Origin of the sequence: Ureibacillus sp. 179-F W5.1 NHS (assembly GCF_045369345.1) — a bacterium.
GTDB lineage: Bacteria > Bacillota > Bacilli > Bacillales_A > Planococcaceae > Ureibacillus > Ureibacillus halotolerans.
The window spans coordinates 1-12,882 of sequence record NZ_JBIQFG010000061.1 but is presented as its reverse complement, the minus strand read 5'-3'; the positions used below and the strand labels follow the sequence as shown (position 1 = coordinate 12,882).

General features: G+C 34.2%; 20 protein-coding genes. 6 read left to right on the top strand and 14 right to left on the bottom strand.

From position 1 onward, the window contains the following. Positions 1-57 precede the first annotated feature (57 nt). From ACH0B5_RS16855 to ACH0B5_RS16835, 5 genes are read right to left on the bottom strand one after another with little or no spacing between them, the layout of a single operon-like run. Positions 58-537 carry a YopX family protein gene (locus ACH0B5_RS16855; RefSeq protein WP_406928180.1) on the bottom strand — a complete coding sequence of 160 codons (480 nt, stop codon included), beginning with the start codon at positions 535-537 and terminating at the stop codon, positions 58-60. Then, a complete protein-coding gene (locus tag ACH0B5_RS16850; RefSeq protein ID WP_406928179.1) occupies positions 534-773 on the bottom strand; it encodes a hypothetical protein in 240 nt (79 codons plus the stop codon). The genes ACH0B5_RS16855 and ACH0B5_RS16850 overlap by 4 nt, the downstream gene beginning before the upstream one ends. 1 nt (position 774) lies before the next feature. Continuing rightward, positions 775-1,743, bottom strand: a complete 969-nt coding sequence (locus tag ACH0B5_RS16845) for a hypothetical protein (RefSeq protein ID WP_406928178.1) — start codon at positions 1,741-1,743, stop codon at positions 775-777. Between the two features lie 4 nt (positions 1,744-1,747). Next, positions 1,748-2,386 carry an ORF6N domain-containing protein gene (locus tag ACH0B5_RS16840; protein WP_406928177.1) on the bottom strand — a complete coding sequence of 213 codons (639 nt, stop codon included), beginning with the start codon at positions 2,384-2,386 and terminating at the stop codon, positions 1,748-1,750. A gap of 26 nt (positions 2,387-2,412) precedes the next feature. Continuing rightward, positions 2,413-2,625: a hypothetical protein gene (locus ACH0B5_RS16835; protein WP_406928176.1), complete on the bottom strand. Its 213-nt coding sequence runs from the start codon at positions 2,623-2,625 to the stop codon at positions 2,413-2,415. 172 nt (positions 2,626-2,797) lie between these two features. On the opposite strand from ACH0B5_RS16835, the gene ACH0B5_RS16830 reads away from it, so the two are divergent. Next, on the top strand, positions 2,798-2,989 hold the full coding sequence (locus ACH0B5_RS16830; protein ID WP_406928175.1) for a hypothetical protein: 192 nt from the start codon (positions 2,798-2,800) through the stop codon (positions 2,987-2,989). Between the two features lie 397 nt (positions 2,990-3,386). Here ACH0B5_RS16830 and ACH0B5_RS16825 read toward each other — a convergent pair whose 3' ends face one another. From ACH0B5_RS16825 to ACH0B5_RS16810, 4 genes are all read right to left on the bottom strand, one after another. Continuing rightward, complete coding sequence (locus ACH0B5_RS16825; RefSeq protein ID WP_406928174.1) at positions 3,387-3,638, bottom strand: hypothetical protein; 252 nt, start codon at positions 3,636-3,638, stop codon at positions 3,387-3,389. Next, positions 3,629-3,901, bottom strand: coding sequence for a helix-turn-helix domain-containing protein (locus ACH0B5_RS16820; protein ID WP_406928173.1), 273 nt, complete (start codon positions 3,899-3,901; stop codon positions 3,629-3,631). The genes ACH0B5_RS16825 and ACH0B5_RS16820 overlap by 10 nt, the downstream gene beginning before the upstream one ends. 146 nt (positions 3,902-4,047) lie before the next feature. Then, positions 4,048-4,365, bottom strand: a complete 318-nt coding sequence (locus tag ACH0B5_RS16815) for a hypothetical protein (RefSeq protein WP_406928172.1) — start codon at positions 4,363-4,365, stop codon at positions 4,048-4,050. 75 nt (positions 4,366-4,440) lie between these two features. Then, the gene (locus ACH0B5_RS16810) at positions 4,441-4,656 is read right to left on the bottom strand and encodes a helix-turn-helix domain-containing protein (RefSeq protein WP_406928171.1); all 216 of its coding nucleotides are present in this window, start codon (positions 4,654-4,656) and stop codon (positions 4,441-4,443) included. A gap of 158 nt (positions 4,657-4,814) precedes the next feature. Here ACH0B5_RS16810 and ACH0B5_RS16805 point away from each other — a divergent pair, with 158 nt between their 5' ends. The 4 genes from ACH0B5_RS16805 (at position 4,815) to ACH0B5_RS16790 (ending at position 7,962) form a co-directional block, all read left to right on the top strand. Beyond that, a complete protein-coding gene (locus ACH0B5_RS16805; protein ID WP_406928170.1) occupies positions 4,815-5,177 on the top strand; it encodes a helix-turn-helix domain-containing protein in 363 nt (120 codons plus the stop codon). A gap of 90 nt (positions 5,178-5,267) precedes the next feature. Then, positions 5,268-5,732, top strand: coding sequence for an ImmA/IrrE family metallo-endopeptidase (locus ACH0B5_RS16800; RefSeq protein ID WP_406928169.1), 465 nt, complete (start codon positions 5,268-5,270; stop codon positions 5,730-5,732). 83 nt (positions 5,733-5,815) lie between these two features. Next, complete coding sequence (locus tag ACH0B5_RS16795; protein ID WP_406928168.1) at positions 5,816-6,979, top strand: site-specific integrase; 1,164 nt, start codon at positions 5,816-5,818, stop codon at positions 6,977-6,979. Between the two features lie 494 nt (positions 6,980-7,473). Next, a complete protein-coding gene (locus ACH0B5_RS16790; protein ID WP_122971812.1) occupies positions 7,474-7,962 on the top strand; it encodes a DUF2798 domain-containing protein in 489 nt (162 codons plus the stop codon). Between the two features lie 161 nt (positions 7,963-8,123). Here the strand turns inward: ACH0B5_RS16790 and ACH0B5_RS16785 are convergent, their stop codons facing one another. After that, positions 8,124-9,035, bottom strand: coding sequence for a DMT family transporter (locus tag ACH0B5_RS16785; protein ID WP_341361504.1), 912 nt, complete (start codon positions 9,033-9,035; stop codon positions 8,124-8,126). A gap of 138 nt (positions 9,036-9,173) precedes the next feature. Here ACH0B5_RS16785 and ACH0B5_RS16780 point away from each other — a divergent pair, with 138 nt between their 5' ends. After that, complete coding sequence (locus ACH0B5_RS16780; RefSeq protein ID WP_122971810.1) at positions 9,174-9,404, top strand: DNA-binding protein; 231 nt, start codon at positions 9,174-9,176, stop codon at positions 9,402-9,404. A 96-nt stretch (positions 9,405-9,500) separates the two neighbouring features. On the opposite strand, the gene ACH0B5_RS16775 is transcribed toward ACH0B5_RS16780, so the two are convergent. The 4 genes from ACH0B5_RS16775 to ACH0B5_RS16760 all read right to left on the bottom strand — a co-directional run bounded on the left by ACH0B5_RS16775 (position 9,501) and on the right by ACH0B5_RS16760 (position 12,802). After that, positions 9,501-10,487 (bottom strand): homoserine dehydrogenase, encoded by a 987-nt coding sequence (locus tag ACH0B5_RS16775; protein ID WP_122971809.1) that lies wholly within the window; start codon positions 10,485-10,487, stop codon positions 9,501-9,503. Positions 10,488-10,907: 420 nt separating this feature from the next. Continuing rightward, positions 10,908-11,687, bottom strand: a complete 780-nt coding sequence (locus ACH0B5_RS16770) for a hypothetical protein (RefSeq protein WP_341361503.1) — start codon at positions 11,685-11,687, stop codon at positions 10,908-10,910. Next, entirely contained in the window at positions 11,680-12,231 is a 552-nt protein-coding gene (locus ACH0B5_RS16765) for an RNA polymerase sigma factor (RefSeq protein ID WP_122971807.1), read from the bottom strand. The genes ACH0B5_RS16770 and ACH0B5_RS16765 overlap by 8 nt, the downstream gene beginning before the upstream one ends. A gap of 160 nt (positions 12,232-12,391) precedes the next feature. Next, on the bottom strand, positions 12,392-12,802 hold the full coding sequence (locus ACH0B5_RS16760) for a methyl-accepting chemotaxis protein (RefSeq protein ID WP_341361502.1): 411 nt from the start codon (positions 12,800-12,802) through the stop codon (positions 12,392-12,394). Between the last annotated feature and the right edge of the window lie 80 nt (positions 12,803-12,882).

Below are 12,882 nucleotides of genomic sequence, written 5' to 3'. Positions count from 1 at the left end.
TGACACCCCGTATCATACCAAGAGGGCTCTTTTTTGTTCAAGTCCTCGAAAATCCTTCTAACAGGAATGCTCCTTTAGCAAATGTGGCTGTTCGTAGATGTTGCCGATAATTTCAATTGAACTTAATGCTAGAATTGATGTTTCTTTACAATAATCAGGAATAATTCTAATTCCATCTGAATCTAATTCATCTGGATTTAATGCTTTTGCATAAAAGCCCATACACTCTGTCGTTGAATACTCCCCTCCACTACCATCTTGTTCATACTCACCGAAAATGATTTGAGCACGATATTTTATAAAATCCATATAGTAAACATCAGCAATATCCCCTTCATAAATCTCTTTCCCATTACGATCATTGAGATTTGTGTATTGCATGAGTTCTATTTCTTCAAAAGATGCACTGCTTACTAATCCGAAATCTTTAAAGTCAATTCGGTGATATGTGATTTGTTTGTTTATAAAATCAATCCATTCGACATCTACAATTTCTTTAGTTGACTTTATAAAAGCGCGAAACTTAATCTTACTCACGCAATATCTCTCCTTTTCCAGGTTTCAATTACTCGATAACCCCTATCTAGAAGGTTTTTAAACTCTGGATGTTCTATAGGTGCAGTAGCTATCACCTTACAACCTTCCTCAAAACCTGTTAAAGTTGCATATTTTTTGTATTTATAAAAATCTTCGTGACCTTTAAAGGTTTTTGTAACAACCTTTGGGCGTTGATCTGGAACATCTATAGGAATCCCATTTTTTCTAAATTGCATATTACCCCTCCAACTTAGCTAATATTTTTTGTCTTTCAACTTCGAAATCAATGGTTTCGTTTTGCTGTTCGGTAGTTTGTGGCTCTTGTTGATCACGCTTGTTAAACCATTCAGGAAGTATTTCTGTTCGTCCGTTATTGTATTTTATAGGTGCGGATTTCTTTTCATTTTCAGCCTTGATTTGTTTTATCAAGGTAGTGGCTTTTTCCCTTAATTTCTTGGTTGATAGAATATGAGAATTCCAGAAAGTATGGTTTTGTGACCACTCAATTAAATATTCGATTTGTTCCGCCGTTCGACCATCACGTTCCATCATCAAGCGAATATGATCTGACCAAGTTTGTAAGTTAGGCTCTTTAAAGCTTGGGTCATCAGCTAAAATTTTTTCATAAAGCAATTTTGCTAATTGATAATGTACAGAAGACTCGTCGTAAACTTGTTTGCGACTTTTCTTTTTATCTGTTGTATTCTCTGTTGTATTCTCTGTGTATTCTCTGGTTATTGGTACTGCCATTTTGTCATGTTCAGATACTGCCATTTTGTCATTGTCCATTACGTCATTTTGTCGTGATTCATTTAGACAATTTGGCGCATTCCTTAATGACAAATTGTCATCTTCGATAATGTCATTTTGTCGTAATGCACCATTACATAGGTTTTCGAGTTTTTCATAATCAATTCGATACCATTTTGTTCTGTCAAATTTCAGCTTGTTAAAGTTACCTACGACAAGGATCTCTTTGCTCTCTAACTCTGCAATAATTCTTTGAACGGTGCGTTTTGAGTAAAATGGGAACTGTTCTGCCCATTCGTCTATGGACTTGTACACCCAAGCTTGTCCATCACGAATGTTATTTGAAATACGCAACCAGTAATGCACTTGCTGAACAACAATCGCATTGTTTAAGCCAATTTTTGTTGCAAGTGTTGGTAACACCTGTAACGGTGGTTCATTGATTAATAGATTCATAATTTTATTTCCCCCACTTTTCGACAAAACGTAGTGCATCTTGAAGTTGATATTGTTTAATATCTCGATATGAGCCTACATGATAGCGTTCTTTAAGAGCTGCATAGATGGAACGGAACAAGGCCTGTCTAGCGCCTTGATTGTCTGTCAATTCACAAACACGTGCTCCTACGGCTTTGCGTAATCTTAATTGTTCACCTGAATGTAACGTTACATTTTTTACGAGTTGTTCCAAAGTCTCAACCCTCCTTTCAATTTGCTGAAATTGTTTATAAGAAATTGCTAGTGTTTGAGATTCTTCCTCAATTTGCTTTTTGATTTGGTAGTAGTTTGTAATCAACATGTTGTATGCTTGCCATGCCTTATCACTATTGAGCGACTTAGCATGAAGCCATGCTCCTTGTTCAGTCCATAAGTACAGTACTGATACAAATTTAAGGGTAACGTCATCTTGACGTGAGCCTTTGAATTGTTTTAAAAATTCTCCGGTTAAGGCGAAATAATGTACCCCCTGCTCATAGTGATCATTATTACGTTGAAAATTACGAGTAATAACTTTTGCTTTTGTTCCAAATGCCTCAGCAATTTGTTGAGTAGTAAGTACTCTTTTATCTAAATGCTCTAATACTTGTAATTCCTGCATGTTAACTCCCCCTCACAAGGGTAACGTCATTTTGACGTAAGCCCTTTTTCTTCAACTTTTAGTGCCATATTTAAAGTGTCTTCAATGCCACTAACACGTGCTAATTGAGTTGAATAAATAGCTTTGGCTTTAGCAAGTTCATAATCATTCTTAGCATTTGCTACATCTAGGGCTAAATCTGTTAACAGTTCCTTTTCGTCCGCTAAAAATTGTTGTAATTGTTGAATGTAAGTTTCCATATGATCGCTCCTTGATATTTTTTATAGTTTGGTACATAATTAAATAAAATTTATTTTCTGAGTGTCCGCTAAAACAATCAGGTAATTGCAGGTGCTGTATTGCACCTGTTTTTTTATGACTTTAAATACTTTCCTTTCTGCTAAACTATTAGTAGAAAGGTAGGTGATAGATATGCTAACGAATGAACAAAGAGCTCATGATTTAGCGATGTATACGTTGGATTTCAGATATAGACACGTGATCCAAGAACAAGCAAATCAAGGGAAAAACGAAATTAAATTTGATCCATACAGTGAATACTTATTTCTGTACAAGGAATACTTAGAAATATTCAACCGAGATTTTCCACAACATGACCAATAACTTTACCATCCATTAGTACAGTAACTTTAACTACTTTGTTAATAGTCTTCTCCTCACTCGTTGTTCCAACAACTTGTGAGGATTTTTTACTTTCATTCATTTTTGTCACCTACCTTTTGATGGAATCCCATCAAGCAGCTCACAATCATTAATAGGGGTATTAGAGCAAGGAAGTGTGTTTTCACCTTCCTTTGTTTTATTTTTGATTGTGAACTGCTTGACGAGAGCGAATATACATTCGCAATCATCTTTGACTTGTGTTATAATTTTCTTATATTAAATTCATTATCTTTTCTTTTTATAGCTGTTTAATCGCGCCAACGATTAAGCAGTTTTTTTATTTGCTCTGAATTGCAGCAATACTAACTTTTGTTCTTGTGTTAGATGTTTCCACGCTTTAACTTTGATTCGCAAATCGTTTCACCACCTTCGCAACCACACCAATTCTTTTCAAATAATGTGGCATGATATGTAGTTGTTTGCGTTTCTCTAATTCTTGTAGTGCATTGATAGATTTAATGGCGTCTTTCAATAACTCCCTTGCCATGTTCCAATCGCCACGCTCTCTATAAACATCTGCCCTTGCAATTAAATCTTCGTAACATAGATTTTCAGTCACGATTTTTTGATTAATTTGTTTTAGATCCATAAACTAAAACCTCCGATAAACATAGGTACTGTTGGTGCTAGTTGTGTAAATACATCAATGCCGAACATAGTTCTAATGACAATATCTTCTGAGTTTGTAATTTTAGCCGCCTTCTCCAAAAACTTGGCTTCACAAACAATAATATTTTTTTCAATTCGGCTAATTGTTGATTGAGTGGTGTGTAATAAGTGAGCAAATGCTTCTTGTGATAACTTTGCTCTTTTTCTACACATTCGGATTAATTTGCCGTAATCTACTTCCACTTTTCTCACCTCCTTTTATGCAGATTCTGCATATATGCACAAGTTGCATACCAAGTTAACTTGTATGAGATTAAAATGAAATTATAGAGGTAATGCCCAACCTCACTTTCAAATCAAAATTACATGTAACTGCCCAGATGCTGAGTTTAAACCTCCCATTCATTCATAATGATTTCTTCAATTGCTCTAATGGTAGGTTCATATAACCAAACCCTCTTGCTATATGGTCCCTTTTTACGTTGATACTTTTTAACCCTAGGATCAGATAGAATATGTTTTTCTAAAAAGTCTCGTTCGTACGGGACAATTTCTTTCAAATCGTCCAGGTCAATAAAAAGTTTCTTAATTTTCAAGGACTCTCTAATATACCCCTCAGCTTTCTCCTCTAATTTTTCTATTGTGATTCCTGACATTTCCAATAGAGTTTGAATAACAGCACTATCAGATGGTTGTTGATGAATCATATTAACCCTCCTTATTAAGGCTGTTTGTACAACAGCCTATCTTTTACCCCACAATAAAGTTTCCATTTTGGTAATTTAGTTTTCAAAAAAAAGCTCATTTATAGGAACATCTAAAATTACAGAAATCTTTGCGATATCATCAGCACTCATTTTTCTTGATCCGTTTTCCTTATAGTAGTAACCCTGATATCCTTGATAACCCATTCTCTTAGACATCTCTTCGACAGAGATGTTTTTATCGGTTCTCAAACTTTTTATCAAGGCTAGGTTAACTACTGAATGCTTAACCATATGTTCACCTCCCATTACCTTATTGGTAACTTTAAATACAATATACATTACCATTTTGGCAAAGTCAAATGTTTTTTTACCTTTTTGGCAATTGTCTTATTTACCATTGTGGTAAATCATTAAATGAATATAAAATAATAAATAAGAGGTGAAATGAATTGGTCTCGGTAGGTGCTAAAATAAAATATTTAAGAGAAAAAAGTAATATCTCTCAAAAAGATTTTGCAAAAAAAATTGGGGTTTCAAATACTGTGTTGTCACGCTATGAGTCTGGGGATAGAAAGCCTGATTACGATACTCTACAATTAATTGCTGATTATTTTGAAGTAAGTACTGACTATCTCCTTGGTCGCACTGATAACCCTAAACTTGAAAATGATGATGAATCTAACTTCCAAGCATTCATTAACGATCCAGAGTTGGGAGTCTGGTACAAAGAACTTCCGAAATCAGATGAAGAAGAACTTCGTAAGCTTCGAATGATTTGGGAAATGATTAAAAACGAAAAAAATAAATCATAATTTTTACCCTACTATTAAAAAGTGGGGTTTTGTTTTATACTGAAATAGAACATTTGTTCTCTTTTATATCAGAGTATTGGAGATGGTAGTATGTATTGCACTAGTCATACTGAGGATTTTGTTAAGGAGTTGTATACCAGTATTGGTATTTTAGATCCACTACAACTTAATATTAAAATAATATCTTCAAAGCTTGGGATACGAGTATTCTACTGGCATGAACCTAGTCAGGCTATTTTCTTAAATAACTATCCATATATTGTTTTAAATTCTCAACAGTCCGAACAAGCTATGTGGCAAGACTTTTGTCACGAGTTATGTCATGTACTTTTTCATAGCGGAAATCAGCGACGCATTAGAGAAAGTTTCAGGCAATACCAAGAGGCTAAAGCCAACCAATTTATGTATCATGCTTGTATTCCCTCTTTTATGTTAGATGAATTAAGTATATATGACGCTACGCATGAGTCGGTAAGAAAAGTATGCAATCTTTTCAACGTCGAATATGAATTTGCATCTAAACGCTTAACTAAATATGTTTCCAACAAGTATTAAGTATTATGCTAAATTTGCATGGTTAATAGTGTGAATCTTATTTATATTTACATTGAATTTGCTATTAGAAAGAGGTGGTGGAAATGGCAAGACAACAATTAAACAAGACCAAAAAAGAACACGTCTACTGGTACAAAGAAGGAAAGCTAAAAAAGTTTGCATATCGTTATCGTTATTACGATTCAAATGGGAAGCGAAGAGAAAAAACAAAACAAGGTTATGAGACAGAAAAGGATGCTGAATTAGCGTTAATTGAATTAAAAGCTGAAATTTTAAAAGGTAACTTACAACAAGTAGATAATAATAATCTTACCATCCAACAATGGGTAATGACTTGGTATGCTCGTAACGAATCGAAATGGAAAGTTAGTACAATTGCTCAATATAAAAATGCAATTGAATATCATATAATTCCCGAACTGGGGCAATTAAAGATTTCTAGATTAACAAAATCGAGATATCAAGAATTTTTAGATTTATTAACAATTAAATATTCGGTTTCTACTGTACGTACAATACACTCTGTTTTCAACAGTATCATTAATGCTGCTGTAGAAGATGAAATAATTCCAAGAAATAAAATATCAAAAGTCAATTTACCGAAATTTAAATCGAAGCAGAAAGAGGTTGATGAGAATGAAATTTTAAATGAGATTGAAATTTCACAATTAATCAAGTATGTAAATGAAAATGAAAGTGTTACACACCAAACTTTAGTTCTCTTGTTAATTTCAACTGGAATGCGTAAAGGTGAAGCTTTAGCATTACGCTGGCATGACATTGATTTACAAAACAAAGTAATTACAATCATGCGTACACGAGATCATTTAGGCGAACGTTCTGCTAAAACAGAAAACAGCATTAGAAAAATTGATATAAGTTCTTCTCTGCTTAGCCATTTGAAAAAATATAAGCGATGGGCTAAAGAGAAGAAACTTAGTTTAGGGTTCAAATTAGAAGAAACGGATTATGTACTAATCAACCCTTCTACTACAGAGCCAATCTCTCGTTCACTCCCAAATTACCTGATGGAAAGAGCTTTCGAATTTGGTGCTATTAAACGTGTAACACCACATGCATTACGACATACTTATGCCTCGTTATTAATTTCTAAGGGAATACCGGTAACTACCGTGGCTAAGTTAATAGGCGATACGGTAGAAATGGTGTTAAAAGTATATGCACACTCTCTAAGGAAAAAAGAAGAAGAAGCAATAAAAGTGATTGAGGAGACCATTAACTTTTAATTTATGGTGTTAATTGGGGTACAAATTGGGGTACATGTCTTCTGTACCCTCTCAAATTACTGATATATATATAACTTTAGAGAGTATACGTCTTACGAAATTCTTAAGAAATTAATGTGTTTTAGTGAACTTTAATATGATCGCTGTAAAATACTTATTTTCGTATCTTACCATATTTTAACTTTGTTTTAGGATAGATTGTAGACTTTATATGGGATTACTATTTTTAGAGGGGATCTCTTTTAAAATCTTAAACAAAATAACCTCGTTCTTTTTTGGAACGGGGTTAAATATAGTTGTTTATGTAAGTTAAATCCTTAAACTCTTCTCATATAACCAATCAGCATAAAAAATTGATACTGCTCATTAATAATGAGATTACCTCAATTCTTTAACGTACGTTTCGTGACACAAAATAGCCCTAAACTTTTCACTTACGAAGCACAAATCGAATCACTATAATACTACTAGTACACAGAAAGGAGTGTTAACTTATGCCAACAACAAAAAAAGAAAGTTTCTATTTTGGATTAATTATGTGTTTTGGAATGGTACTTGTAATGACCATATATAATTTATACCTGAATGGGATGTTTGGGGAAATTACGTTCTTAGAAGGAATATCCGATTTTTTAATCGGGTTTACAATCGCCTTCATACTGGATCTATTTTTAGTAGGACCTTATGCAAAAAAAATCGCCTTGCGACTAACGGCAAATTCATCAAAAAAAGTCTATACTGTCCTTGCCATTTCAACTTGTATGGTGATTGGGATGGCGTTCTTCATGTCAATTTACGGATTAGTCACAACTTATATCCATAATGGTTTTACTAATAACTCAGTTATTACAGAGTATTTCGCTTTATTTGGAAAAAACTTTGTTATGGCATTGCCTTTACAAATTATCATTATGGGACCAGTAGTACGATTTATTTTCATGAAATTTATAAAGCCAAAAACTATTCAAAATAACCTAGTATAGAGATAAACAACGAACCAACTTATTAATCTCTATATTCCATAGTATAAGGAAGAAACCGTTTTGAAATTTTCCACAAACGGTTTCTTTTTATTGATTCAACATGCTGTTTTGCGTCGATACAATAAAAGTCTTGAGAGGCAAGTTCTCAAATATCTATCATATTAACTTGAACTATCAGAAGGAATTTCGAAGTAATCACCTATCTTCTGACCACTATTCGATTTCCTTCCCCCTACTGTTAATACAACAATTCCTCCTAGCAATAATATTACCCCAATCCAAGATGTCGGACTTAAATATTCATTTACTAGAAAAACACCAAGTAATGCTGCTGTTAAAGGCTCTGCTAAAGATAAGGTAACAGCAGAGGAGGAACTTATTTTTTCTAAACCTGCTAAAAATAAAATATAAGCGATACTCGTTGCCGCTAAGCCCATAAAGAGCATCGGTACTAAATTTTGTGACGAAAATACCCATTTGACGCCGTCTTGTGAAAAAGGAATTAACATTAAAGAACAGATCGTAAAAGTCATAGCAACAGCTGGGAGAGTCTCTTCCCGCTCTGTTAACTGCTTACTACAGTTCGTATAAAGGGCAAACATTAGACCGGCACATAACGCAAGTAAAATACCGACAGGATGTACGGTTGCTTCTCCTCTATTAACAAATAATAAAACACATCCTATTACAGCAAGGGATGTAGCGATTCCCCATAGTCTATTCGGTTTTCTTTTCCAAATCGCCCATTCTACTATACCTGAAAATACCGGTGAACTGCCTATTGTTATAACTGTTCCAAGAGCTACGCCAGTAAATCGAACCGATGTAAAAAATAACGATTGGAATAATGCAATGGTTAACGCAGCTAGAATGGTCCATTTCCAAGACCATTTTCGAAAATTTATTTTCCCCATGAACACAAGAATAATTAGCAATATTCCTCCACCAATTGCTGATCGTACAGATGCAACAGCAATGGAAGATATCCCCCCTTCAAGAAACGTTTGAGTCGTTCCTACTGTCCCCCAAAGCATTGCTGCTAGTAACACAAATATGTATGGTAAAATCTTCAAACATTACACCCCTTAAGTACATATTGATTAAACTATGCTATTCTTCCATCTTTCTTTAGGAATATATTTAAACTCTGTCCCTAAACAGTGCTTTCAATTAAAATTATATATAATACTATTAGAAGGAGGTCATCATACATGTATAAAACTGTTGCTGAAACAGCGAAAGACATCTCGATGCCAGAGGAACAAGTTCTTCGCTACATTTATGCTGGCCGAATAAAAGCGGTGCATGACGGAGAACAATTCCTCGTAAACAGCGCCCAGTTCGACACTTATTATGAGCAATTAGAACGTATTAAAGAAGAAATCGAAATTTGGCGAAATACCCCAATACCTGAAGATCCAGATATTAAAGATGAAGACTAATCGATAAACTTTATACAATTAAATAAATTGGAGATCGTTCCAATTTATATTAATAAAAAAACATCTTGAGGAGTTTCTAAACGCCTCAAGATGTTTTTATATCGATACGACAAAACCTGCGCGTTTGCCAATAATTTCAGCATAATCTTCTACCATGACGCTTGCCGTCGGATACATACCTGCACCAGGTCCAATTAATGTCAACGTTCCAATGTAGTTCGTTTCCATCGTAACCGCATTAAAAACATCATCGATTGGATAAAGTGGATGCTCTTTATCTACTAACATCGGTGCAACTTTAGCATAAATCGTTCCATCCGGATGCTTTTCAACTTCTGCTACGTGGCGGTAACGAAGACCCTGTTCAGTTGCATCAGCAACTTGATTTGATGTAATACAATCGATTCCAATGACTTCTACATCTGCCCAATTTGGTTGCTCTCCAAAGGCTAAAGAACTTAAAATCATTAGTTTCTTAAAGGCATCTTGGCCAGAAATATCATTATATGGATCCGCTTCAGCATAGCCTAATGCTTGAGCTTCCCTTAAAGCGTCATCAAAGGATAAACCTTCTGAACGCATTTTCGTCAAAATAAAATTCGTCGTACCATTTAAAATACCTTGAATACTTGATACTTCATTGACTAATAAAATATTTTTCATCGTTTTAATAACTGGTACTCCGCCAGCAGTTGTCGCTTCATAACCGACAAATACACCGTTTTGTTTTGCTAATTCTTGCAATTCAAGTCCACGCTTAGCAAACATGACTTTATTGGCCGTAATAACATGACATTTGTTTTCAACAGCCTTTTTTAAATATGTAAATGAAGGTTCTTCATTCACAATCGCTTCAAATACGACTTGGAGTCCTTTAACAGAAAGAACATCGTCGATACTATCAGTTAAAAGGTGGGCTGTTCCTGGCACCCGTTCTTTTGATGGATCACGTACTAATATTTTTGCTACTTCTAATTCCAATCCTAATTTGTCACGAAGTTCTTCACGTTTTTCATTTAAAACATGAAATATTCCTTGACCTACTGTGCCAAAACCTAAGATGGCAGCCTTGATTGTTGCCATTCTATACTCGCCTCCATCTTCACTGTACATCTAAATCGTTGGCGTTTTTCGAGCTTAAAGATTACGGAAAAAGTTTTAATAAAATTTTAACCCTCGCTTTAAAATTACCCTACTTATCGCCCTAGATACGCAATTCGATAGTTTTTTATTGACTCTTCACACGAATGTTTCTTTAATTGTTAAAAACAAACAATTCGAAAAATTTAACATAAGAAAATTTTATCGTATATTGAAAAGGAACTCAAGAAAATTCTCCCCAAGATGGACATTTGTTTTTTTAAGAAGGTCAAACAATAAAAAATCCCCATTATGCAAACGGAATTTTTTCATAAGTATTATTCCAATTATAGGGAATTTCTAAGGATAAATAAATAGGTATCTCTTTCATTAGAGATACCTATTTATTATTATAACATAATTTTATTCTTCGACAATTTGGAACTCTTTCAACATATGATAAAATCTTGCCCCGTGTCCTTCAGAAGCTTCAAGAAAGTATTTTAAATCAAATACAAAACTGCCTTCCCGTCCGTTTGATATAATATATAGTTTATTCACTTTACTATCCCATTCATTACCATCGATAGCAGAAACTAAAAGTCCATTGACCGGCTCTGTGACTGATTCAATTTCTTTAACGGTTTCAAAGGAGCTTTTAAGTTGATCTGCATATTCATTTGCCAGTTGCTCAGGCGTTTTGTCTACAATTTGAGAAATCGTCATAGATACTTCTGGATATTTATCTTCTAAAGGTACTTTCGGAACAATTTTATCCACCCCCCCCTCTTGAACAAGTTGATACCTTTCTTCATCTATATAAATAATATAATCTACCCGTTCTTGAAGAATGACTTCACTTTGTTCTTGATCCCCTTCGATTTCCGTTATTACTTCTTTTTCAGGCACAAAATATTGTTTTATTTGTTCAACAAATGCCTGACCCGTATTCGTTGTGAACATACCAAAGACGAGGACAACTATCGCTGCCGCAACAACTAAACCAAACAAGCGTCGTGTTGATTTTTTTCGCTGTTTCACTTTTTTCTCCTCTTTCTTCTTTGTTGTAGGTATCAATTTGTTTTCTTGTAAATTTATTTGGGACTCGATATAGTTCCATATCTCTTCCCTTTCATTAACTACGTCATCTGTATGGCCTTTTAATGTTTTATATATATCCCGTTCCATTTTTTTATCATCCATTTTTATCCCCCTCCTTATCCGAGCTTAGGAAGCGTTTAAGTTTTTGTTTTCCTTTTAATAATCGAGATTTAATCGTGTTTATATTTTCGTCCATAATTTCAGCAATTTCTTGTTCTTTAAATCCATTTAAATATTTCAATATGATCGGTATCCGGTTATGGTAATCCAACTTCTGAATAGCATCATATAAGTTTTCATATTCAACATAACGACTCATTTCTTCCTTTAGATGACCCTCTTGCTCTAACATGCCGATGCGATCACCAATGCTAATGACATTAGAATTTCGTTTTAAAATTCGATTGCACTCATTCAAAAGAATTTTATAAAACCATGGTTTAAAAGGTTTAGATGGGTCATATAAATGAATATTTTGATAGACACGTATGAACGTTTCTTGTACAGCATCTTTCGCATAGAAATGATTGTTATTCATTACAATTGTGGCCGCCCGGATTGCATAATCAAAATAAAGATCATATAAATTCCGAAAGGCACTGGCGTCACCATTTTGAAATTGGTGAACAATTTCCGCTTCCTTCATTATTCACACCCTTTCTCTTCATTACTGAATGCATTCACTATATATACCCTTGAAACCTTCGAATAGTTTTCGATTATGAAAAGGATTTCTCTTTTATTAATAAAAGATTTGTTTCCCCATGAAAAAAACCTGCAACTTATCGTTACAGGCTTTCCATTTATTAATATTTAAATTGTTGTATAACTTTTTGTAAGTCTTCCTCCATGACGGACAATTCATCTGCAGATGCAGAAATTTCTTGCATGGACGCCAATTGTTCTTCTGTTGATGCAGAGATATTTTGGACACCGGCTAAATTTTCATTCGTTAAGTTTTGAACAATTGTTGTAGAAGCTGCTACAAGTTTTGATTGATTTGACATATGGTGTGTAGCTGTCGTAACTTCTTCCGTACCCGTTGCCATTGTTTTTATCGCTTCGTTTATTTCCTTTTGAATATGGCTAATAATATCCGCGATTTGATTCGTTGCATTTGCTGATTGTTCGGCTAATTTCCTTACTTCATCCGCTACAACTGCAAATCCTTTTCCTGCTTCGCCTGCTCTGGCAGCCTTAAATAAAAAAGCCAGCACTATTTAAAGTGTACCCTTTGTAAAGGACATTTTTAAAAAAGGCTTTTAAGCAACTTGAAGAAGATGGTGACTGTATTGTG